Below are 20,586 nucleotides of genomic sequence, written 5' to 3' on the forward strand. Positions count from 1 at the left end.
CGGCGGACCCGGCTGGTCGCGACAGAGCGGCACCCCTCGCCTCGACCTCGGCGAGGAGCGGCCACCTGTCCGGTCTATCCTTTGACAGCTCCGGCGGTGAGGCCGGAGACGATGTAGCGCTGGACCAGTTGGAAGACCAGCACCGTGGGAATGGCGGTGAGCAGGGTGCCCGCCGCGAAGATGCCGAAGTTGTTGTTCCGCTCCCCGGCCACCAGACCGAACATGCCGACCGCGAGGGTCTTGGACTCGCTGTCGGTCAGGAAGACGTTCGCCATCAGGAACTCGTTGATGGTGCCGATGAAGGCGAGCAGGCCGGTCACCGCCAGGATCGGCGCCACCAGCGGCAGCATGATCCGGAAGAAGACCTGGGCGTGCGTGGCGCCGTCCATCGTGGCCGACTCGTCCAGCTCCCGGGGGAGCGTGTCGAAGAAGCCCTTCATCAGCCAGGTGTTCACGCCGAGCGCGCCGCCCAGGTAGAGCAGCAGCAGGCCCCACGGCGTGTTGAAGCCGATCGCCGGCCACAGGTCGGTGATCGTGGTGAAGATCAGGAAGATCGCCACGATCGCCAGGAACTGCGGGAACATCTGGATCAGCAGGAGCGACAGCAGCCCGACGCGCCGCCCGGCAAACCGCATCCGCGAGAAGGCGTACGCCGCCAGCGCCGACAGGAAGACCGACGCGAACGAGGCCACCCCGGCGATCAGCAGCGAGTTGACGAACCACCACCCGAACGCGGTGCGGTCGAACAGGTCCACGAAGTTGTCGAAGGACGCGCCGGTCGGCACCAGCTCGGTCGAGGAGAGCGTGCCGAGCGGGTTGAGCGCGGCCGAGAGCACGAACAGGATCGGGAAGAGGCTGAACGCGACCGCCAGCACGCCGACGAGATGGCGCCAGCCGACCCGGGCGAACCACCGGTTGCGGCCCCGGCCCGCGTTGCGGTTGGCGGCCGGGGCGGCGCCGGTGCCGCCGCCCGCGACCGAAGTGCCGTGCAGCGAGGTCACGAGTACACCTCCTCCTGCTTGCGGGTGCGCCGGAAGCTCACCGCCGAGACCACCGCGACGATGGTGAAGATGAAGATCGACACCGCCGCCGCCAGGCCGAACTGGGCTCCCTGGGCGCCGAAGGCCAGCCGGTAGGTGTACGTGATGAGCAGGTCGGTCGCCCCCGCGGTCGGGTTGTCCGCCGGGAAGGGGCCGCCCTCGGTGGTCAGGTAGATCGCGTTGAAGTTGTTGAAGTTGTACGCGAACGACGCGATCAGCAGCGGGGAGAGCGCGACCAGCAGCAGCGGCAGGGTGACCGACCGGAACGACTGCCAGGGCGACGCGCCGTCCACCGACGTCGCCTCGGTCAACTCCTTCGGGATGGCCTGCAACGCGCCCGTGGCGACCAGGAACATGTACGGGTAGCCCAGCCAGAGCTGCACCAGGACCACCGCGATCCGGGCCGACCACTCCTGGCCGAACCAGTCCACCCCGATCCCGAACAGGTTGTTGATCAGGCCGAAGTCCGTGTTGAACATGTCCCGCCAGACCAGCAGCATCGCGAAGGAGGGCATGGCGTACGGCAGGATCAGCAGGACCCGGTAGAGGTTGGTGCCCCGCATCCGGGGCGAGTGCAGCGCCAGGGCGATGAACATGCCCAGCAGGAACGTGCCGCCGGTCGAGCCGATCGCGAAGGCGAAGTTCCACAGCAGGGTGCCGAAGAACGGCCCGGAGATGGCCGGGTCGGTGAGCACCCGGGAGAAGTTCTTGAGCCCGACGGTGACCTTCCAGCCCTGGGCCAGCCGCTCGCCGTCGGCGGCGACGAAGGCGCCGGTCTCCTCGTCCGCCGTCCAGGTCCGGCCGGTCTCGGTGTCCCTGATGCAGTCGCAGCCGGCGTCGTACGCCCGGACCGCCTTGCCCTCGTAGGCGCGGGACAGGCCGGCGGAGCGCACCGCGCCCCCGGAGGTCGGCACCACCAGGTCGGTGATCTCCTGGCTGCGCGCGCTGGCCTGACCGAAGTTGAGCACGGTGTAGCCCTCGGCGGCGGTGACCTTGCCGCCGGGCGCGACGGTGACCTGGGCGGCGTCGAGCTGGCGCAGCCCCCCGCTGTCGCCGGCCGAGACCACGCCGGTGGCCGGGTCGGAGACCAGGAAGACGAGCGGCCCGGTCGCCGGGTCGCCCTTGGTGGCGACCGACAGGGCGTACTCGGTGGAGCCGGGCACCTGCTTGACCGAGGCGGTCTGGATGGCGACGACGGCCTCGTCCTTGGTGCCGCGGTGACCGTCGCCGAAGTTCGTGAAGGCGGTGCTCGCCGTGTAGAGCACCGGGACCACCTGGAACGCGATCAGGAAGAGCGTGCCGGGGACCAGGTACTTCGCCGGGATGTGCCGCCGGGTCAGGTAGAGGTAGAACAGCCCGGCGGTGGTGGCGGCCAGGACTGCCAGCCCGATCCACTTCTCCGCCTCGACGAGCGGGAAGGCCGCCCAGATCGCGATCCCGGCGGTCAGGCCGAGCAGGATCACCTTGACGAGCAGACCGGTCGCGGTGATCGGCGCGTGGTGCCGCGCGGTGCGGGACGGGCGCGGGAGCCCGGAGCCGACGGGCTCCCGGCCCGGGTCCTGTGTGGCAGGTCCCGGGCCGGACAGCGACGTGCTCATTACTTGATCTGGCCGGAGATGGTCTTGCCGGCCGCGGTGATCGTCTTGGTCGGGTCGGCGCCGCCGATGATGGCGGCCTCGGCCTTACCGAACGGGTCCCAGATGGTGGCCATGGCGGGGATCGCCGGGAGCACCTGACCGTTCTTGCCAGCCTCCTGGAACTTGGCCAGGTCCGGGTCGGTGCCCTTGACCTGGTCCAGCGCGGCGGTCAGCGCCGGCGGGCGGGGCTCGGCGTTGTAGAGCGCCACGGCCAGCTCGGGGGTGGTGACGTGGTTGGCCACGAACTCCTGGGCCAGGGCCTTGTTCTTGCCCTTCGACGCCACGTAGAACGCCTGGACGCCCACGAACGGCTGGGCCTCCTTGCCACCGGCGAAGCCGGGGACCGGGGAGATGTCGTACTTGATGTTGGCCTTCTTGGCGTCCGCGATCGCCCACGGGCCGGAGACCAGGAAGGCGCACTTCTTGCCGGTGAAGGTGGCGATCGAGTTCTCGCCGGTGATCGAGCGCTTCAGCGCGCCCTCGCCCTTCTCACCGAGCGCGGCGATCTTCTTGAACGCCTCGATCGACTCCGGCTTGCCGACGCCCAGGTCCTTCGGGTCGTAGTCGCCGTTGGCGGCGGTGCCGAAGAGGTACCCGCCGCCGGAGGTGTAGAGCGGGTAGATGTGGTACGCGTCGCCGTTCTGGCCGGACTGGAGGCAGAGGATCTCGCTGGCCTTCTTCTCGGCCTTGAGCTTCTTGCCGGCGGCGACCAGGTCCTCGATCGTCTTCGGCGCCTCGGGGGCCAGTTCGGTGTTGCGGATCAGCGCCAGGTTCTCCATGGCGTAGGGCACGCCGTAGAGCTGGCCGTTGAAGGTCACGGCCTTGACGGCGGTCTCGTTGAAGCCGCTCTTCTGCTCGGCGGCGAGCTGCACCGGGTCGATGGCGCCGTTCTGGACGAGGTTGCCGATCCAGTCGTGCGCGCCGACCACGACGTCCGGGCCGCTGCCCTGCTGCGAGGCGGTGACGAAGTTGGTCTGGAGGTCCTTGGAGACGGCCTGGACCTCGACCGTGACGCCGTTCTCCTGGCCGAACTTCTCGGCGAACGGCTTGAGGGCGGCGGTGCGCTTGTCGTCGGCCCAGATCACCAGCTTGCCGCCGGCGGCGGCCTTGGTGGATTCCTTCGCGGCCGGCTCGTCGCTGCTGTCGCTGCCGCAGCCGGAGGCGGCGAGCGCCAGGCCGAGGACGGCGACCACACCCGCGGTACGGATGCGCATCGGTACTCCTGTCGTCATGGCGGCCCCCGGGGGAAGGGCGACCCGCCAGTGGAAACCTCTGTAAATTTCTTGCCAAACCGGCGCCCGATGTGCTGCGCCGCTGCTCTCGCGTGTTGCGGGGACGTTAGCAAGGGGTTTCAGAGAATGGAAGGGCTTGCAGGAGTGTACGCAAGATCTTGCTCGTGAGCTAAAGTGCGGGCCATGCGCGCTCGACTGTCCGACATCGCCCAGCAGGCCGAAGTCAGCGAGGCCACGGTGTCGCGGGTGCTCAACGACCGCCCGGGCGTGGCCCCCGAGACCCGGCAGGCCGTCCTGACCGCTCTCGACGTGCTCGGCTACGAGCGCCCCGCCCGGCTGCGCAAGCGCAGCGCCGGCCTGGTGGGCCTGGTGGTGCCCGAACTGGACAACCCGATCTTCCCCGCCTTCGCCCAGGTGATCGAGTCGACGCTGGCGCAGAGCGGGTTCACCCCGGTGCTGTGCACCCAGACGCCGGGCGGAGTCACCGAGGACGAGTACGTCGAGATGCTGCTGGACCGGCAGGTCTCCGGGATCGTCTTCGTCTCCGGCCTGCACGCCGACACCGCCGCCAACCACGACAGGTACCGCGCCCTGATCGCCCGTCCGCTGCCCATCGTGATGATCAACGGGTACGCGCCGGGCATCCCCGCCCCCTTCGTCTCCTGCGACGACGGCGAGGCCACCGAACTGGCCGTGGCCCACCTGGTGGCGCTCGGGCACCGCCGCATCGGCCTGATCACCGGCCCGGACCGGTTCGTGCCGGTGCAGCGGCGGGTGGCCGGCTTCCGGGCCGCGATGGGCCGGCTGGCCGGCGCGGCCGAGGCGGACCTCGGCGAACTGGCCGAGCTCTCCCTGTTCGGTGTGGAGGGTGGTGAGGCGGCCGCCGCGCGACTGCTGGACCGGGGCGTCACCGGCATCGTCTGCGGCTCGGACCTGATGGCGCTCGGCGCGATCCGGGCCGCCCGGCAGCGCGGCCTGTCCGTGCCGACCGACCTCTCGGTGGTCGGCTACGACGACTCCCCGCTGATGGCCTTCACGGACCCGCCGCTGACCACCATGCGCCAGCCGGTGGCCGCGATGGCGGTCGCCGCCGTCCGGGCCCTGGTCGACGAGATCAACGGGCACGCCGCCCCGCACTCGGAGTACGTGTTCCGGCCCGAGCTGGTGGTGCGCGGCTCCACCGCGGTCGCCCCGGCCGGCGGCGGCGCCCCGGGCCGCCAGCGCCCCGCGCCGCCCGCGCTCGCCGTCCCCGCCTGACCGTCCACCTCGGCTGCCGCCCACCCGGGACCGGGCGGACCGGCCGTGGGCGTTCGCCCGGCGTGACCGGGGCATCCCTTGCGCAAGAAATGCTTGACTCTTGCAGCACCGGGCGGCATCCTGCTCAGACCGCGCCTTCCACCCGCACCGCGCCGGGTGTGCTGTCCCGCGCGTCACAGAACGGGGAACCGCCTCCGATGACCGTCAGCAACCCCACGCCGCTGACCTCCGACGACGACTGGTGGCGTTCCGCGGTCGTCTACCAGGTCTACGTCCGCAGCTTCGCCGACTCCAACGGCGACGGGATCGGCGACCTGCAGGGCATCCGCGAACGCCTGCCGTACCTGCGCGACCTCGGCGTGGACGCGCTCTGGCTGACCCCCTTCTACACCTCCCCGATGGTCGACGGCGGCTACGACGTCGCCGACTACCGCGACGTCGACCCGATGTTCGGCACCCTCGCCGACTTCGACGCGATGATCACCGACGCGCACGCGCTCGGCCTGCGGATCATCGTCGACCTGGTGCCCAACCACACGTCCGACCGGCACCCGTGGTTCCAGGCCGCCCTGGCCGCCGGCCCGGGATCCGCCGAGCGCGAGCGGTACCTCTTCGCCGACGGCAGGGGCGCGGACGGCGAGCTGCCCCCGAACGACTGGGAGAGCATCTTCGGCGGCCCCGCCTGGACGCGGGTGGACGACGGCCAGTGGTACCTGCACCTGTTCGACCCGGCGCAGCCGGACCTGAACTGGCGCCACCCGGAGGTCCGCGCCGAGTTCGAGGACATCCTGCGCTTCTGGCTGGACCGGGGCGTGGACGGCTTCCGGGTCGACGTGGCGCACGGCATGATCAAGGCCGAGGGCCTGCCCGACGTCGGCTTCAGCACGATGACCACGGGGCAGCGCCAGGTGGAGCTGCTCGGCAAGGGTCGGCTCCCCTACTTCGACCAGGACGAGGTGCACGAGATCTACCGCGCCTGGCGGCCGATCCTGGACAGCTACCCCGGCGGCCGCATGGCCGTCGCCGAGGCGTGGGCCGAGACCCCGCAGCGACTGGCCCGATACATCGGCCCCGACGAGCTGCACCAGGCGTTCAGCTTCGACTTCCTCGACGCGACGTGGTCGGCCGAATCGTTCCGCAAGGTGATCGACACCGCGCTCGCCGAGTCGACCATCGTCGGCGCGCCGACGACCTGGGTGCTGTCGAACCACGACAAGCAGCGGCACGTCACCCGATACGGCGACGGCGCCGAGGGGCTGCGCCGGGCGCGGGCCGCCACCCTGCTGATGCTCGCCCTGCCCGGCTGTGCCTACGTCTACCAGGGCGAGGAGCTGGGCCTGCCGGAGGTGCTCGACCTGCCGGACGAACTGCGCCAGGACCCGGCGTTCCTGCGCACCGGCGAGAGCCGGGACGGCTGCCGGGTGCCGATCCCGTGGAGCGGCGAGCTGGCCCCGTACGGCTTCGGGCCGGAGGGCAGCGAGCTGAGCTGGCTGCCGGCCCCGACGACCTGGCGCGCCCTCTCGGTCGCCGCCCAGGCCGGCGTGCCCGGCTCGACGCTGGAGCTCTACCGCACCGCCCTGCGGATCCGCCACGCGCACCCGGCGCTGGCCGCCGACGCGGGCGGGGTCACCTGGCTGGAGACCGGGCCGGGTGTGCTCGCCTTCAGCCGCGCCGCCGGCGACACCGTGCTGACCTGCGTGGTCAACATCAGCGGTGCCCCGGCCCTGATCGACGGGTACGGCGAGCCGATCGCCGCCAGCGAGGCGCTCACCGGCCAGGGCACGGGTCACCTGCTCCCGGTCGACGCGGCTGCCTGGTTCGAACGGCGCTGAGCGGGTAACCCGTCATCGACCTGGTCGTCCGTTGTGCCCCGCGCCGACGGGCGGCTGGGCCACCGACCCCTTGTGGTGGGGGGTGAGATGGCGCCGGCGCCTCGTGGAGTCCGCTCCGCGGGGCGCCGGCGTCCATCCCGGACAGGTGTCGCCCCCGGCCCGCCCGGGTACGACGAACCCATGGTGGTTCGTGTCACGCAGTACACCCTCGACGTCGTCGATCTCGACCTGATGGCCGGCTTCTGGTCGGCCGCCCTCGGCTACACGGTCCACGCCGGCGGTGACGGCAGCGCGAAGCTCTGGCCCTCGGACGACCGGGCCGGTGCGCCGACGGTCTGGCTCCAGGGCTCCGGCACCCCGAAGCCCGGCAAGAACCGGCTGCACCTGGACCTCGTCGCCGACGGTGACCCGGCCGACGAAATCCGCCGACTGATCGGGCTCGGCGCCCGGCGCGCCGACGTGGGACAGCGCGGCGACGAGGGTTTCGAGGTGCTGGCCGACCCGGAGGGCAACGAGTTCTGCGTGCTGCACCGGCCGCCGCGCCGCCCCTGACCGCCCGCCGCCTCGTCACCGCCGCGAGCCCGTCCCCGCCGCCGGTCGGCTCAGGCGGCGCCGCCGGTGAGCTTCGCGGCGATGCGGGCGAAGCCGGCCCGCATCTCGGCCTCGCTGGGCGGGGCGAGCGGCTCGGTGCGGTGCTCCTCCGCAGCCGTCGCCTCGAACTCCTCGTCGATGGTGTCCTCGAAGTCGCCGTAGAGGTCGGCCTCCTCGATCCGCGCCGACTCGTCCTCGGCGGCGACCTGCGCGGCGGCGATCTCGCCCCGGATCTCCTCCGCCGACACCGCCGGCAGCAGCGGCTCGACCACCGCCATCAGCTGCTCCTCGGCGACCACCGCCTCGGCCAGCGCGAGGGCGTGCGGTCGCTCGTAGGGGCCGCAGACCACCGGCTCCCACTCGTCGGCCTCGCCGAGCGGGCCGAAGGTGATGATCCACGGCAGGCCGAGCATCGGGGAGTCTTCCGGCAGGTCCAGTGTCACGAGTGCGCCCACGCGCCCATCATCGTCCGTCCCCCCGGAAGCCCGGGTGGCATTCGGCCCAATCGCCGTCCCCGTGACGGTCGGATCCTCGTCCGCGCGGCCACCCGCCTCCGCCGTCGCGCCGTCAGCCCGGCCGCGCCGCGTCCAGGGCCGCGCGGACGAGGGCGAGCGCCGCCGACGGCGACACCCCCAACCGGGCGGCCTCGGCGGCGTAGTCGGCTGCCACCCGCTGCAACCGGTCCAGCGCATCATCGCGGCCGGGTGCGACGAAAGTGCCGTGCCGGCCCCGGGTCTCCAGCAGGCCGGCCGCCTCCAGCTCCCGGTAGGCCCGGGCCACCGTGTTGACCGCCAGCCCGAGGTCCGCCGCGAACTGCCGCACCGTCGGCAGCCGGGTGCCGACCGCCAGCCGGCCCGTCCCGATCAGCTCCGCGAGCTGCCCGCGCACCTGCTCGTACGGCGGCACCGCCGAGCCCGGGTCCACCGAGATCCGCACGCCCGCTCCCCCGTTCATCCGGCCCCGCCGGGGGCGCCGGGATCCGTGTCCGCGTCGAGGTCGGCCGGCGGCGGGCCCTCCGCCAGGTCCACCACCCGGCCGCGCCGGCTCGTCGCGGCGAGCGCCGCGCCGAAGAGCACCAGCTGGTTGAGCAGGTAGAGGTAGAGCAGCAGCCCCACCGCGCCCGCCACCACCGTGTACGCCGGATTGCGCTCGGTGCGCACGACGTAGTAGCGCCCGACGGTGTTCAGCAGCGTGATGCCGACCGCGACGAGCAGCACCACCGGGCGCAGCCGGACCCGGCTCATCCGCAGCCGCGGCACCGCCACCAGCAGCAGGGTGGCCAGCACCGCGTTGACCAGCACGCTGAGCACCGCGCTGACCGTGGTCAGGCCGACCGAGCCGGTGCTGCGCAGCAGGAAGCGCAGCAGCGACTCCAGCGCGTCCACCGCCGCCACCGAGACGCCGAGCAGCACGAAGACGACGAGCAGCACGCCCAGGTCGACCAGGCGGCGCACCACCAGGTTGCCGGGCTGCTGGTTGAGCCCGTACATCAACCGCTGCGAGGAGCGGATGGCCTCCACCCAGCCGATGCCGGTCAGGACGAGGATAATCAGGCCGACCACCCCGACCGTGCCGCTGCTCTCGGCGATCTGCACCGGGTCGAGGAACGGCAGGTTCTCCCGCAGGAAGCCGGCGGCGGCGGCGCTGACCTCGTCGTTGTCCTCCAGGATGGCCCCGAAGATCGAGTACGCGACCAGCGCGAGCGCGAACACCGCGAAGAAGCCGTAGTAGGCGATCGCGGCGGCCAGCCGCCCGCCCAGCACCTCGGCGTAGAGCACGCCGGCCCGCCACAGGTGGTCGACGGCACCGGACCGGCGGCGCGCGGCGCTGATCCGGCGGTCGACGCCCGCCTCGATGCGGCCCCACACGTTCACGCCGTCATCCTCGCCGATCTATCGCCGTCACGGGGGCAACCTGCCGCCGGCCCTCGCCGGCCCGGCGCGTCGCCCGGTCGGCGTCGTCGCCCCGGCCGCCCCGGCGCACCGGCGGACGGGGTCAGCCGCCCAGCCGGAAGTCCCGGCGCGGCTGCCACCGGGTCTGCCCGCTGTGCGAGAAGAGGGTGAACGCCTCCACCTCGAACATCGCGGAGAAGTCGGCCAGGTCCTCGTACGCCTTGTCCAGCGCCTCCGGCGCGACGTCCTGCGCGACGGTGACGTGCGGGTGGTACGGGAAGCGCGCCTCGCGGCGCAGCTCCGGGGCGGCGCTGATCGCGGCGGCGAGCAGCTCGCACTCGCTGATCCCGGCGGCCACCGCCACGAAGACCACCTGGGTCACCGGCCGGAACGTGCCGGTGCCCCGCAGGTGCAGCGTGAACGGCAGGTGGGCGGCGGCGACCGCGGTGAGGTGCCGCTCCACCGCCGGCAGCGTCGCCACCGGGATCTCGGTCGGCCCGAGCAGGGTCACGTGCGCGGGCACGACCTGGGGGTCGCCGGCCTCGACCCGGCGTCGGGTGAGCGTGCCGCCCCACGGCTCCGGGATGTCCACCGCGATGCCGATCTGGATGGTGTCACCGGCGTCCGGCGCCCCGTCCCTGCGATCCACGCTCCGCGCCATCCCTCCGGCCACCGACCTGTCCACCCTCACCCCGTCGCGCCGCGGCGCTACTCGCCGCGCACCGGCGGGAAGAAGCCCACCCGCTCGTACGCGGCCCGCAGCGTCGCCGCGGCGACCACGCGGGCCTTCTCCGCGCCGGCGGCGAGCAGCTTGTCCAGCTGCGCCGGGTCGTCGAGGTAGGTCCGGGTGCGCTCCTGGATCGGCGTGACGAACTCCCGCACCACCTCGGCGAGGTCCTTCTTCAGGTCGCCGTAGCCCTTGCCGGCGTACGCGGCCACCAGGTCGTCGATGCTCCGCCCGGTCAGGGCGGAGTAGATGGTGAGCAGGTTGGAGACGCCCGGCTTGGTCTCGGCGTCGAAGACGATCTCCCGGCCGGTGTCGGTGACCGCCGAGCGGATCTTCTTGGCCGAGCGGGCCGGGTCCTCCAGCAGGTCGATGATGCCGGCGGGCGAGGACGACGACTTCGACATCTTCGCCGTCGGGTCCTGCAGGTCGGTGATCTTCGCGGTGTCCTTGACGATGTGCGGCGCGGGCACGGTGAAGGTCTGCCCGAACAGCGAGTTGAACCGCTGGGCCAGGTCGCGGGAGAGTTCCAGGTGCTGGCGCTGGTCCTCGCCCACCGGCACGGCGTGGGCCTGGTAGAGCAGGATGTCGGCGGCCTGGAGGATCGGGTAGGTGAACAGGCCGACGCTGGCCCGCTCGCCGCCCTGCTTCTGCGACTTGTCCTTGAACTGGGTCATCCGGCTCGCCTCGCCGAACCCGGTGATGCAGCCCAGGACCCAGGCGAGCATCGGGTGCTCGGGCACCTGCGACTGCACGAACAGCGTGCTGCGCTCCGGGTCGAGACCCACGGCGAACAACTGCGCGGCGGCCAGCCGGGAACGCTGCGTGAGCACCTTCGGGTCGTGGCCGGCGGTGATCGCGTGCAGGTCGACCACGCAGTAGTAGGCGTCGTGGGTGTCCTGCAGGGCCACCCAGTGCCGCACCGCGCCCAGGTAGTTGCCGAGGTGGAACGAGTCGGCCGTCGGCTGGATGCCGGAGAAGACGCGGGGGCGGGCGGGAACGTCGGACATGCCGGCAATTCTGTCAGCAACGCCTGGCGTACGTCATGACGGGCCGGCGGGTCGGCTCGGACCCACCGGTGCCGGGGCGGTGACCTCGCGCCGGGGTTCCGGCACGCGCACGGCGGAGACGGTGAGCCGGGCCACGCGGCGACCCTCCAGCGTGTGTACCCGCAGCAGCCAGCCGCCGGGCGGGTCGTCGGCTGCCGGGCCGCCGGCGCCGGCCGGGCCGCCGGCCACCGGCACCTCGTCGCCGGCGACCGGGAGCCGGCCAAGCGCCGCCATCACGAAGCCGCCCACCGTCTCGTACGGCCCCGGGGGCAGGGTCACCCCGGTGCGCTCGGCGAAGTCGGCGAGGTTGAGCCGGCCGTCCACCACGGCGGGCAGGCCGGCGTGCACCGGGTCGGGGGCGGTGTCGTACTCGTCGTGGATCTCCCCGATCAACTCCTCGATCAGATCCTCCAGGGTGACGATGCCGGCGGTGCCGCCGTACTCGTCGACCACCACGGCGAGGTGGTGGCGCTCCCGGCGCATCTCGCTGAGCGCGGCGAGCACCCGCTTGCTGCCGGGCAGCCGCTTCACCTCCCGGGTCAGCTCGCCGACGGTGGTGCAGGGGTCGAGGTCGGGGCGCAGCAGCACGTCGCGCAGGTGCACGAAGCCGACCACGTCGTCGTGGGTGCCGTCGACGACCGGGTAGCGGGTGTGCGTCTCGGCCCGGACCAGCCGCTCCGCCTCGGCGATGGTCAGCCGGGCGGAGAGGAAGACCACCTCGGTGCGGGGCATCATCACCTCGCGGACCAGGCTCGCGCCGGCGACCAGCACCTCGTCGATGATCCGGCGCTCGACCGGGTCGAGCAGGGTGTTGGCGGCGACCAGGTCGCGCAGCTCCGCCTCGCTGATCCGCTCCCGACCGGCCGCGGGGCTGGCGCCGAGCAGGGCCGTCACCGCGCGGGTGGCGCCGTCGGCGGCGCGGACCACGATCCGGGCGACGGCCCGGGCCAGCGGGCCCGGCTCGCGGCGCGGTCGCGTCCGGGCGCGTCGACGCAGCCCGGGACCACCCGCTTCCCGCATGACAGTGATGGTAGACAGCGCCGGGCCGCCGGGTGCGCCATGTTCACCTCTGTTCGAACATGGGAGTTCATGGTGAAATGGCGGGGACGTCGATGGAGCGCGGAAGCACGGCGACCGGCCGTAGGGTGATCACGACATGGCCGCGACGCGGCGGCCGGGCGGGAGGAGACCGACGTGAAACTGCTCGTCACCGGCGGCGCCGGCTTCATCGGCAGCGTGGTGACCCGGATGCTGCTCGACGCCGGCCACCAGGTGGTCGTCCTCGACGACCTGCGCACCGGCCACCGGGAGGCGCTCGCCCCCGACGCCACCCACGTCGACGCCGGCCTCCACGACGCCGCCCGGGTGCTCACCCCCGAGGCGGGCTTCGACGGGGTGCTGCACTTCGCCGCCCTCATCGCCGCCGGCGAGTCGATGGTGAAGCCGGAGCTCTACTGGCACACCAACACCGTCGGCTCGCTCGCCCTGATCGACGCCGTCCGGGCCGCACGCGTGCCCCGGCTGGTCTTCTCCTCCACCGCCGCCGTCTACGGCAACCCCACCGAGCTGCCGATCCCGGAGACCGCGGTCAAGGCCCCCACCAACACCTACGGAGCCACCAAGCTCGCCGTCGACATGGCACTCACCTCCGAGGCGGTCGCGCACGGCCTGGCCGCCGTGTCGCTGCGCTACTTCAACGTGGCCGGGGCGCACCTCGACGGCGACGTCGCGCTCGGCGAGCGGCACGACCCGGAGACCCACCTGATCCCGATCGCGCTCGAGGTGGCCGCCGGGCGCCGGGAGAAGCTCCAGCTCTTCGGCGACGACTACCCCACCGTCGACGGCACCTGCGTGCGCGACTACATCCACGTCGCCGACCTGGCCCGCGCCCACCTGCTCGCGCTCGGCGCGGCGACCGCCGGCCAGCACCGGATCTACAACCTGGGCAACGGCAACGGCTTCACCAACCGCCAGGTCGTCGACGTGGTCCGCGAGGTCACCGGGCACCCGGTGCCCGTCGAGGTGGCCCCACGCCGCGAGGGCGACCCCGCCGAGCTGGTCGCCTCGTCCGCGCTGGCCCGCGAGGAGCTGGGCTGGGTGCCGCAGAAGCCGACCCTGCACGACATGGTGGGCGACGCCTGGGCCTTCTACCGCACGCACCTCGTGGCGCCGCGGTGACCGACGACGTCGCGGCCCGCGCCACCGCCGGCTTCCGTTCGGCGTACGCCGAGCCGCCCGCCGGCCGCTGGGCGGCTCCCGGCCGGGCCAACCTGATCGGCGAGCACACCGACTACAACGACGGCTTCGTGCTGCCCTTCGCCCTGCCGCTGCGTACGGTGGCCGCCGCCGCGCCGCGGCCCGGCGAGCGCTGGACGGTCTGGTCCGAGCTGTCCGGCGAGACGATCGCCTTCGGTGCCGACGAGGTCGCCGGGCCGGGCCGGGTCACCGGCTGGGGCGCGTACGTGGCCGGGGTGGTCTGGGCCCTGCGGGAGGCGGGACACGCCGTGCCCGGCGCCCGGCTGGCGATCGCCTCCGACGTGCCGCTGGGCTCGGGGCTCTCCTCCTCGGCGGCGCTGGAGGCCGCCGTGCTGGCCGCCCTGGTCGACCTGGGCGGGCTGGACCTGCCCGCCGACCGGCAGCCCCGGCTGGCCCAGCGCGCCGAGAACGGCTACGTCGGCGCGCCGACCGGGATCATGGACCAGTCGGCGGCGATCCGCTGCCGCGCCGGGCACGCGCTCTTCCTGGACTGCCGCGACGAGTCCGTCGAGCACATCCCGTTCGACCTGGACGCGGCCGGCCTGGCCGTGCTGGTGGTCGACAGCCGGGCCCCGCACCGGCACGCCGACGGCGAGTACGCCGCCCGCCGCAGGTCCTGCGAGGCGGCGGCCGGGCTGCTCGGCGTCGCGGCCCTGCGGGACGTCCCCACCGACGGGCTGGCCGACGCGCTGGCCCGGCTCGACGACGCCGAGACCCGCCGCCGGGTGCGGCACGTGGTGACCGAGGACCAGCGTGTCCTCGACACCGTCGCCCTGCTGCGCGCCGGCAAGGTACGCGAGATCGGCCCGCTGCTGACCGCCTCGCACGCCTCGATGCGCGACGACTTCGAGATCACGGTGCCGGAGGTCGACACGGCGGTCGAGGCGGCCCTGTCGGCCGGCGCCCTGGGGGCACGGATGACCGGCGGCGGCTTCGGCGGCTGCGTCCTCGCCCTGGTCGACGCGGAGCGCGCCGACGCGGTCGCCGCCGCCGTCACGGCCGCGTACGCCGAACGCGGCTTCGCCGCGCCCGGCCACGTCACCGTCCTGCCCGGGCCGGGAGCGACCCGGCTGGACTGACTGCGCGGCTCGACCATCCGGTCAGGACGGTCGGTAGGGTGTGGCGTCGACCGGATCGTGCCGGAACGGGAGGCGACGTGAGCGATGCCGGAACGGTCGCGCAGGAGCGCGCCCAGGCGCTGAGCCGCGTCGGACGGCACGCCGAGGCGGCGCAGGTGCTGCGCGGCGCGCTGGCCGAGCAACCCCAGCACGCCGGGTTGCTGCTCCACCTGGCCCGCTGTCACCGGTCGACGGGCCAGCTGGCGGAGGCCATGCGCCTGGTGGACCAGGCCCTCGGCGTCGCCCGCGCCCAGGAGCACCTGCTCGCGGAGAAGGCCCGGATCCTGCTGGCGGCCGGGCACCCCGGCCACGCGGCGGCCGCCGCCCAACGCGCCCTGGAGGTGGCGCCGCGGTCCTGGGAGGCCCACGCGCTGTTCGCGGAGGCACTGCTGACCCTCGGCAACCCCACCCGCGTCGTGGTCGCCCGCCGGCACGCCGACACCGCGCGGGAGATCCGCCCCGACATCCCCGACATCCACCTGCTGGACGCCCGGATCCACCTGCGGATGGGCCGGCTCCGGGCAGCCCGGGAGGCATGCCGGCAGGCCCTCGTCCTGGACCCGACGTACGAGCCGGCGCTGGCCCTGCTGGCGCGGATGGACGCGTCGCGGGACCGGGTCGGCCGGGCCGCCCGGGGGTTCACCGACGCCCTGGCCGCCAACCCGCACGCGCGGGGGGTCGCCGCGGCGCACGAGGCCGTCGCGGTGGCCCTGTGCTGGCGCCTGTTCGACGCGGCGGCGCTGGCCGGCACCGGCCACTGGGCGCTCTTCGCGCTGGTCGACGGCGGGCGGCCCGAGCGGCTCGCCGCCGTGGCGCTCCTGGCGGTCGTCGCCGGGTCGGCCCTGCCGGTCTGGCGGCGGCAGCCGCCGGCGGTCCGCCTCCAACTACGCCGCCAGCTCGGCTCGACGTCCGTCGTGCTCTGTCTGGCGCTCACCGCGACGGCACTCGGCGGGCTGGTGGTCAGCGGCCTCGCCCCGGCGAGGGACACCCCTGCCGGCGGGGTGGCCGCGCTGCTGCTGATGCCGGCCGGCGCTGTCTTCGCCTTCCGCGCCTGGCGGCAGCTCACGCGCCGGGCCGTCCCGGTGGTCCGCTGGATCGGCTACCGGATCTGGACGCGCCTCGTGGCCCGCGCGACCGCGCGGGCCACGGTCGCCGGCGCGGCCAGTGCCACCGAGGACACGGCCAGCCCGGCGGCCGGCGTGGCCGGCCCGACGGCGGGCACGGCCGGCGTGGTCAGCGCGGCGGACGACGGGCGGGCGTCGGCGCCCGCCCGTCGATGAGGCTCACTGCGCCTCGACGATCATCCCCGCGCCGACCGTACGGTTGGTGGTCTCGTCGATGATGACGAACCCGCCGGTGGTGCGGTTGCGGCGGTACTCGTCCGCGAGCAGCGGCACGGTGGTGCGCAGCCGCACCCGGCCGATCTCGTTGAGCCTCAGCTCACCGGCCGAGTCGTCCCGGTGCAGCGAGTTGATGTCCAGCCGGTAGTGCAGGCCGCGCACGATGGCCCGCGCCGCGCGGGTCGTGTGCTTGACGGCGTACTTGCCGCCGACCTGGAGCGGGCGGGTCTCGTCCATCCAGCAGACCATCGCCTCGATGTCCTGGGCCACCGCCGGGGCGTTGTTCGGCCGGCAGATCATGTCGCCCCGCGAGATGTCGATCTCGTCTTCGAGGCGTACGGTCACCGACATCGGCGGGAACGCCTCCGCGACCGGCCCGTCGGCGGTCTCCACGGCGGAGATCCGGCTGGTGAAGCCGGACGGCAGCACCATCACCTCGTCACCCGGCTTGAGCACACCGGAGGCGACCTGGCCGGCGTAGCCCCGGTAGTCGGTCACGGTGGTGGACTGCGGCCGGATCACGTACTGCACCGGGAACCGGACGTCGACCAGGTTGCGGTCGCTGGCGATGTGCACCCGCTCCAGGTGGTGCAGCAGCGACGGCCCCTCGTACCAGGGCATGTTCTCCGACCGGCTGACGATGTTGTCGCCCTTGAGCGCGGAGATCGGCACCACGGTCAGGTCGGGGGCGTCGAGCTTCGCGGCGAACGCCGTGAACTCGTCCGCGATCCGCTCGAAGACCTCCTGCGAGTAGTCGACCAGGTCCATCTTGTTGACGCAGAGGACCAGGTGCGGCACCCGCAGCAGCGAGCAGAGGAACGCGTGCCGGCGGGACTGCTCGACCAGGCCCTTGCGGGCGTCCACCAGGATCAGCGCCAGGTCCGCCGTCGACGCCCCGGTGACCATGTTGCGGGTGTACTGGATGTGCCCGGGGGTGTCGGCGATGATGAACTTCCGCCGCGGCGTGGCGAAGTAGCGGTACGCCACGTCGATGGTGATGCCCTGCTCCCGCTCGGCCCGCAGGCCGTCGGTGAGCAGCGCCAGGTTGGTGTACTCGTCGCCGCGCGCCGCGCTGACCGCCTCCACGGCGGCGAGCTGGTCGGTGAAGAGCGACTTGGTGTCGTAGAGCAGCCGCCCGATCAGGGTCGACTTGCCGTCGTCCACGCTGCCGGCGGTCGCGAAGCGCAGCAGGTCCATGGGGCGACCGGCCGTCTCGGTGGTCGCCGGAGCGACGGTCTCGGTGGTCATCAGAAGTAGCCCTCCCGCTTGCGGTCCTCCATGGCGGCCTCGCTGACCCGGTCGTCGCCGCGGGTCGCGCCGCGCTCGGTGATCCGGGTGGCGGCGACCTCCTCGATGACCTTCTCCACCGTGTCGGCGTCGGAGCGGACGGCCGCGGTGCAGGACGCGTCGCCCACCGTCCGGTAGCGCACCCGCGCCTTGAACCGCTCCTCGCCCGCCCGGGGGCGGAAGAACTCGTTGACCGCGTAGAGCATCCCGTCCCGCTCGATCACCTCGCGCTCGTGCGCGTAGTAGATCGACGGCAGGGCGATCCGCTCGCGGGCGATGTAGTGCCACACGTCCAGCTCGGTCCAGTTGGACAGCGGGAAGACCCGGATCGACTCGCCCGGGTGGTGGCGGCCGTTGTAGAGCGTCCACAGCTCGGGACGCTGGTTCTTCGGATCCCACTGGCCGAACTCGTCGCGGAAGCTGAACACCCGCTCCTTGGCGCGGGCCTTCTCCTCGTCGCGGCGGGCGCCGCCGAAGAGTGCGTCGAAGCGGTGCTTCTCCACCGCCTCCAGCAGCACCGGGGTCTGGATCCGGTTGCGCATCCCGTCGGCCGACTCGCGGACCAGACCGCTGGCCAGGGCCTCCGGCACGCTCGCCACCACCAGTTGCAGCCCCAGCTCCGCGACCCGCTGGTCCCGGTATTCCAGGACCTCCGGGAAGTTGTGGCCGGTGTCCACGTGCATCACCGGGAACGGGATGTTGGCCGGGGCGAACGCCTTCTGGGCCAGCCGGAGCATGACGATCGAGTCCTTGCCGCCGGAGAAGAGCAGCACCGGCCGCTCCATCTCGGCGACCACCTCGCGCATCACGAAGATGCTCTCGGCCTCCAGCGCGTCGAGGTGGGACACCTGGTAGGCGGCGGGGGCGGTCATGACACGGGCTCGCTTCGGTCGAATCCGCTCATCTGATTCCAGACCTTTCCGGTCGGGCATGCCAAGAAGTGCCGCTCAGGCTACCCGGAATGACGCTCCAGCGCTGCAAGCAACCGACTGGCGAGATCCTTGCGACAGACCAGCAGGTCCGGCAGGCGCGGATCCGCCTCGTTGTATTTCAGCGCAGAACCGTCGATCCGGGAAGCGTGCAGTCCGGTGGCCGTCGCCACAGCCACCGGCGCCGCCGAATCCCACTCGTACTGCCCGCCCGCGTGGATGTAGGCGTCCACCTCACCCGTCACCACCGCGGCGATCTTCGCCCCGGCCGAGCCCATCGGCACCAGGTGCGCCCCGACGTCCTCCGCCAGGTCGGTCAGGAACACCGGCGGCCGGCTCCGGCTCGCCGCCAGGCGGATCGTCCGCCCGCCCGGCGCGGTCGCCGCCTCCACCGTCATCGGCGGGTACGCCGGCGGATAGTCCGTGCCCAGCACCCGGTGCTGCGCCGGCAACCCCACCGCCCCCGCGACCAAACCGTGCGGCGTCGGCGCGGTGCGCGCCCAGAGCGCCACGTGCACCGCCCAGTCCGACCGGCCCTCCTCGGCGAACTCCCGGGTGCCGTCCAGCGGGTCGACGATCCACACCCGGTCCGCGGTCAGCCGGGACACCGCCCCGGCGTTCACCTCCGCCGCCCAGGCCAGGCGCGACCCCTCGTCCTCCTCGGAGAGCACCGCGTCACCCGGCCGCCACTTCGCCAGCTCGGTGCGGATCAGGTCGTGCGAGACCTTGTCGCCCGCCGACTTCAGCGCGCCCGCGTCCGCGTAACCCATCTCGGCCCGCAGCGCGAGCAGCGCCTGGCCGGCCCGGGCCGCCAGCCACCGGGCGAACGCGCCGTCGATCATCGGAGGACTGCCCATGACTCCTGCTCCCGTCGCCTCGCCACGCTCCGCGCCGGCACGCCGAGCCGCGTCGCCGGTGCGCCACGCCGAAAGGCGAAGACTACCGGCTCACCGCGGGCGATACGGTGCTCACACCCCGTGGTAGAGGTTCTGCGTCGGCTCCACGCCCCTGGTGATCACCGACTCCACCACGTCCGCCGCCCGGTCCACCAGGAACTCCAGTTCCTTGCGCTCGGCCGCGCTGAAATCCGACAGTACGTAGTCCGCCGGGTCCTGCCGTCCCGGCGGCCGGCCGATGCCGAACCGCACCCGGACGTACTCCTTCGTGCCCAGCGACTTCGACATCGACCGCAGGCCGTTGTGCCCGCCCTCGCCGCCGCCGCACTTCACCCGCACCTGGCCGTAGCCGATGTCCAGCTCGTCGTGCACGGCGATCACCCGGCCAGGCGGCACCTTGTGGAACTGGGCCAGGCCGGCCACCGGCCCGCCGGAGAGGTTCATGTAGGTCAGCGGCTTGACCAGCACCAGCTTCGGCCCACCGAGCCCGAGCCGCCCCTCGGCGACCTCCGCCACCGCCCGCTTGTGCCGGCCGAACCTCGCGCCGAGCCGACCCGCCAGCAGGTCGGCCACCATGAAGCCGACGTTGTGCCGGTTGCCGGCGTACTCCCGACCGGGGTTGCCCAGGCCGACCACCAGCCACGGCCCCGTCTCGTCCGTCACGCCCCGCCCCTCCCGCTGCTCGCCCTCACCCACCTGCCAGGGCACCGATACGCCGACAGGCGCCCCCGACCGCGCGGGGACGCCTGTGGCAACGATGCGGACCGATCAGGCCTCGGTCTTCGCCTCGGCGGTCTCCTCGCCCTCGGCGGCCGGAGCCTCGGCGGCCTCGGCGGTCTCCTCGCCGACCTCGGCCTCGGCCTCCTCGGCGGCCTCCTCGACCTCGGGGAGGGTGGCCTCGAGCTGCTCGGCGGTCGGCGCGGCGGTCACCGCGGCGACCGGCAGCTCCGGGTCGGCGACCAGCTCGACGCCGGCCGGCAGCTCCACGTCGCCGGCGGTCACCTGGGTGCCCGCCTCCAGGCCCTCGATCGACGCCTCCAGGTGGTCCGGCACCTTGGTGGCGTCGGCGGTCACCGAGAGGGTGTCGTGGTCGTGCACGATCAGGGTGTCCTTCGCGGCCTCACCGGTCAGCTGGACCGGGACCTCGACGGTGACCTTCTCGCCCCGGCGGACCAGCAGCAGGTCCACGTGCTCGAAGGTGTCCTTGATCGGGTCACGCTGGATCGCCTTCGGCAGCGCCAGCACCTGGGTGCCGTCGCTGACCTCGATCGCGAAGAGCTGGTTGGCGCCGCCCTTGCGGATCGCGGCCGCGAACTCACGGGCCGGCAGCGCGATGTGCTTGGGCTTCTCGCCGTGGCCGTACAGCACGGCGGGCACCTTGCCGGCCCGGCGGGTACGACGGGCACCACCCTTGCCGAACTCGGTACGGGGCTCGGCGCTGATCTTTACCTCGGACACGGGGAAACTCCTGATGCTTCGCTGCGGCGGCTTGTCGACTGGCGGTGC

General features: G+C 73.1%; 20 protein-coding genes. 6 read left to right on the forward strand and 14 right to left on the reverse strand.

The genetic code is table 11. The annotated features are described in order from the left end of the window. Positions 1 to 74: 74 nt before the first annotated feature. From ACZ6O2_RS03950 to ACZ6O2_RS03960, 3 genes are read right to left on the reverse strand one after another with little or no spacing between them, the layout of a single operon-like run. The gene (locus ACZ6O2_RS03950) at positions 75 to 992 is read right to left on the reverse strand and encodes a sugar ABC transporter permease (RefSeq protein WP_466021990.1); all 918 of its coding nucleotides are present in this window, start codon (positions 990 to 992) and stop codon (positions 75 to 77) included. 5 nt (positions 993 to 997) lie between these two features. Next, a complete protein-coding gene (locus ACZ6O2_RS03955; RefSeq protein WP_466021924.1) occupies positions 998 to 2,638 on the reverse strand; it encodes an ABC transporter permease subunit in 1,641 nt (546 codons plus the stop codon). Beyond that, entirely contained in the window at positions 2,638 to 3,891 is a 1,254-nt protein-coding gene (locus ACZ6O2_RS03960) for a sugar ABC transporter substrate-binding protein (RefSeq protein ID WP_350712067.1), read from the reverse strand. The genes ACZ6O2_RS03955 and ACZ6O2_RS03960 overlap by 1 nt, the downstream gene beginning before the upstream one ends. A 201-nt stretch (positions 3,892 to 4,092) precedes the next feature. On the opposite strand from ACZ6O2_RS03960, the gene ACZ6O2_RS03965 reads away from it, so the two are divergent. The 3 genes from ACZ6O2_RS03965 (at position 4,093) to ACZ6O2_RS03975 (ending at position 7,550) form a co-directional block, all read left to right on the forward strand. After that, complete coding sequence (locus tag ACZ6O2_RS03965; protein ID WP_363705622.1) at positions 4,093 to 5,166, forward strand: LacI family DNA-binding transcriptional regulator; 1,074 nt, start codon at positions 4,093 to 4,095, stop codon at positions 5,164 to 5,166. 197 nt (positions 5,167 to 5,363) lie between these two features. Further along, positions 5,364 to 6,998 (forward strand): glycoside hydrolase family 13 protein, encoded by a 1,635-nt coding sequence (locus tag ACZ6O2_RS03970; RefSeq protein ID WP_350712065.1) that lies wholly within the window; start codon positions 5,364 to 5,366, stop codon positions 6,996 to 6,998. A gap of 180 nt (positions 6,999 to 7,178) precedes the next feature. Beyond that, the gene (locus ACZ6O2_RS03975) at positions 7,179 to 7,550 is read left to right on the forward strand and encodes a VOC family protein (protein WP_466021925.1); all 372 of its coding nucleotides are present in this window, start codon (positions 7,179 to 7,181) and stop codon (positions 7,548 to 7,550) included. A 50-nt stretch (positions 7,551 to 7,600) separates the two neighbouring features. Here the strand turns inward: ACZ6O2_RS03975 and ACZ6O2_RS03980 are convergent, their stop codons facing one another. The 6 genes from ACZ6O2_RS03980 to ACZ6O2_RS04005 all read right to left on the reverse strand — a co-directional run bounded on the left by ACZ6O2_RS03980 (position 7,601) and on the right by ACZ6O2_RS04005 (position 12,274). After that, entirely contained in the window at positions 7,601 to 8,044 is a 444-nt protein-coding gene (locus ACZ6O2_RS03980; protein WP_466021926.1) for a hypothetical protein, read from the reverse strand. 112 nt (positions 8,045 to 8,156) lie between these two features. Then, positions 8,157 to 8,525 carry a GntR family transcriptional regulator gene (locus tag ACZ6O2_RS03985; RefSeq protein ID WP_466021927.1) on the reverse strand — a complete coding sequence of 123 codons (369 nt, stop codon included), beginning with the start codon at positions 8,523 to 8,525 and terminating at the stop codon, positions 8,157 to 8,159. A gap of 14 nt (positions 8,526 to 8,539) precedes the next feature. Next, positions 8,540 to 9,463, reverse strand: coding sequence for a YihY/virulence factor BrkB family protein (locus tag ACZ6O2_RS03990; RefSeq protein WP_350712061.1), 924 nt, complete (start codon positions 9,461 to 9,463; stop codon positions 8,540 to 8,542). Positions 9,464 to 9,584: 121 nt separating this feature from the next. Then, on the reverse strand, positions 9,585 to 10,142 hold the full coding sequence (locus tag ACZ6O2_RS03995; protein WP_350712090.1) for a 2'-5' RNA ligase family protein: 558 nt from the start codon (positions 10,140 to 10,142) through the stop codon (positions 9,585 to 9,587). 47 nt (positions 10,143 to 10,189) lie between these two features. Further along, a complete protein-coding gene (gene trpS / locus ACZ6O2_RS04000; protein WP_350712060.1) occupies positions 10,190 to 11,215 on the reverse strand; it encodes a tryptophan--tRNA ligase in 1,026 nt (341 codons plus the stop codon). A gap of 33 nt (positions 11,216 to 11,248) precedes the next feature. Continuing rightward, positions 11,249 to 12,274 carry a hemolysin family protein gene (locus ACZ6O2_RS04005; RefSeq protein ID WP_466021928.1) on the reverse strand — a complete coding sequence of 342 codons (1,026 nt, stop codon included), beginning with the start codon at positions 12,272 to 12,274 and terminating at the stop codon, positions 11,249 to 11,251. Between the two features lie 174 nt (positions 12,275 to 12,448). On the opposite strand from ACZ6O2_RS04005, the gene galE reads away from it, so the two are divergent. The 3 genes from galE (at position 12,449) to ACZ6O2_RS04020 (ending at position 15,908) form a co-directional block, all read left to right on the forward strand. After that, positions 12,449 to 13,432, forward strand: coding sequence for a UDP-glucose 4-epimerase GalE (gene galE / locus ACZ6O2_RS04010; RefSeq protein WP_350712058.1), 984 nt, complete (start codon positions 12,449 to 12,451; stop codon positions 13,430 to 13,432). Then, positions 13,429 to 14,589, forward strand: a complete 1,161-nt coding sequence (gene galK, locus ACZ6O2_RS04015; RefSeq protein ID WP_466021929.1) for a galactokinase — start codon at positions 13,429 to 13,431, stop codon at positions 14,587 to 14,589. Before galE ends, galK begins: the two co-directional genes overlap by 4 nt. A gap of 77 nt (positions 14,590 to 14,666) precedes the next feature. Next, positions 14,667 to 15,908, forward strand: coding sequence for a tetratricopeptide repeat protein (locus ACZ6O2_RS04020; RefSeq protein ID WP_466021930.1), 1,242 nt, complete (start codon positions 14,667 to 14,669; stop codon positions 15,906 to 15,908). Between the two features lie 3 nt (positions 15,909 to 15,911). Here ACZ6O2_RS04020 and cysN read toward each other — a convergent pair whose 3' ends face one another. From cysN to ACZ6O2_RS04045, 5 genes are all read right to left on the reverse strand, one after another. Beyond that, on the reverse strand, positions 15,912 to 17,216 hold the full coding sequence (cysN, locus tag ACZ6O2_RS04025) for a sulfate adenylyltransferase subunit CysN (RefSeq protein WP_350712055.1): 1,305 nt from the start codon (positions 17,214 to 17,216) through the stop codon (positions 15,912 to 15,914). Next, positions 17,216 to 18,127: a sulfate adenylyltransferase subunit CysD gene (gene cysD / locus ACZ6O2_RS04030; RefSeq protein ID WP_350712054.1), complete on the reverse strand. Its 912-nt coding sequence runs from the start codon at positions 18,125 to 18,127 to the stop codon at positions 17,216 to 17,218. The genes cysN and cysD overlap by 1 nt, the downstream gene beginning before the upstream one ends. A gap of 80 nt (positions 18,128 to 18,207) precedes the next feature. Continuing rightward, a complete protein-coding gene (locus ACZ6O2_RS04035) occupies positions 18,208 to 19,041 on the reverse strand; it encodes an inositol monophosphatase family protein (protein WP_350712053.1) in 834 nt (277 codons plus the stop codon). A 111-nt stretch (positions 19,042 to 19,152) separates the two neighbouring features. Next, positions 19,153 to 19,743: an aminoacyl-tRNA hydrolase gene (pth, locus tag ACZ6O2_RS04040; RefSeq protein WP_350712052.1), complete on the reverse strand. Its 591-nt coding sequence runs from the start codon at positions 19,741 to 19,743 to the stop codon at positions 19,153 to 19,155. Positions 19,744 to 19,848: 105 nt separating this feature from the next. Then, positions 19,849 to 20,538, reverse strand: coding sequence for a 50S ribosomal protein L25/general stress protein Ctc (locus ACZ6O2_RS04045; RefSeq protein WP_350712051.1), 690 nt, complete (start codon positions 20,536 to 20,538; stop codon positions 19,849 to 19,851). Between the last annotated feature and the right edge of the window lie 48 nt (positions 20,539 to 20,586).

It is taken from the genome of Micromonospora sp. NPDC048040, from assembly GCF_055587185.1.